This window comes from uncultured Lamprocystis sp. (assembly GCF_903933125.1).
In the GTDB taxonomy this organism is placed as follows: Bacteria; Pseudomonadota; Gammaproteobacteria; order Chromatiales; family Chromatiaceae; genus Thiodictyon.
Genome location: NZ_CAIZIZ010000235.1, coordinates 1 through 1503, shown reverse-complemented (window position 1 = coordinate 1503; position 1503 = coordinate 1). Strand labels below are relative to the sequence as shown.

Annotated in this window: 1 protein-coding gene; it reads left to right on the top strand. The window is 65.6% G+C overall.

The genetic code is table 11. The features are described from left to right. Positions 1-211 precede the first annotated feature (211 nt). Positions 212-1198 carry a GTP 3',8-cyclase MoaA gene (gene moaA, locus QZY03_RS11635; protein WP_295581163.1) on the top strand — a complete coding sequence of 329 codons (987 nt, stop codon included), beginning with the start codon at positions 212-214 and terminating at the stop codon, positions 1196-1198. Positions 1199-1503 lie beyond the last annotated feature (305 nt).

The window sequence follows — 1503 nt, the reverse complement described above, 5'->3', positions numbered from 1 at the left end:
GGCCCCCCGGCCGCGACAGGTTGTCGTGAGGGCGCGTGGCCGCAGTTATACCCAGCGCACGTGACAACCGGACGTAGAGGCGGGTTTCAAACCCGCCCCACCAAGGGTCTGTCCGGATATCAGGTAAGAAGGCTATATGATCAAGGCCGGGCGGAAGCCCCGTGCGCAGCGTTCAACTATCGAGAGACAAGTCAATGAAAAGATCAGCGCCATGACGACCGAACCGTTGACCGACCCCTTCGGCCGCCGGATCGCCTATCTGCGCCTCTCCGTGACCGACCGCTGCGACCTGCGCTGCGGTTATTGCCTGCCCAAAGGCTTCAAGGACTTCGAGGAACCCGAACACTGGCTCGATTTCGACGAGATCACCCGCGTGGTGGGCGCCTTCACCCGGTTGGGCGTCCGCCATGTGCGCCTGACCGGCGGCGAGCCCCTGATGCGGCGCGATCTGCCCCGGTTGGCCGCACGCCTGGCCGCCTTGCCGGGCCTGGACGATCTGTCCCTGTCCAGCAATGGCACCCGGCTGGACGCCCTGGCCGAACCACTCTATCAGGCCGGCGTGCGGCGCCTGAACGCCAGCCTGGACAGTCTCCGGCCGGAGGTCTTCGCGCAGGTGACCGGGGGGCGGCTCGATCAGGTATTACGTGGTCTCGCGGCGGCCCACCGGGCCGGATTCCAGCCGATCCGGATCAACACCGTGGTCATGGCGGGGGTCAACGATGGGGAGATCGAGCAACTCCTGGAGTTCTGCGCACAGCACGGTTTCACCCTGCGTCTCATCGAGACCATGCCCATGGGCGCTACCGGCCAGGCCGCCCAAAGCCAGTACGTCGATCTGCGCCGGATCAAGGAGCGCCTGGAGCGTCGCTACACCCTCATTCCCGATCTGCTGCCTGGCGGCGGCCCGGCGCGCTACTACCGCATCGGCGCCACCGACACCCGCGTCGGCTTCATTACCCCCCTCTCCCAGCACTTCTGCGCGACCTGCAACCGGGTCCGACTCACCGTAGACGGCACCCTGCACCTGTGCCTCGGCCAGGAGCACAGCGTCCCCCTGCGACCGCTGTTGCGCGTTGGCATCAGCGACGATGAGCTGTTCGAGCAACTGCGCCAAGCGATCATCCGCAAACCGGAGCGCCACGAATTTAACGAGCGTCCCGAGCAGGTCATCCGCTTCATGGCCCAGACCGGGGGGTGAGTTCGGCCGTGGGAAGGTCAGGACCGCTGAGGGCTAGCGCCCGAACTGTCGAGGACACAACCTTTTCGGCTTGAACATCCAAACCCCCGATGGTAAACGGCGGCCTTGGCCTTGATCATAGTGCCGCCCGTCGGCGTCGGGGCGCGGAGCGCCCAACACATGCCTGACACCGCTGGAGAGATTGTGAAAGTATTCATATCGTATACTATTTAGGGCGTGCCACCACGTGCCTGGCGGCGCCAGTCGCCGCGCGGTTTCGTCGAGAGCGACCGACGCGGGCGCGATCGGCTGGCCGTCAAAATCCG

Excerpts from the sequence above, each read along its gene's own strand:
- moaA (WP_295581163.1), top strand. The coding sequence starts at position 212 with ATGACGACCGAACCGTTGACCGACCCCTTCGGCCGCCGGATCGCCTAT.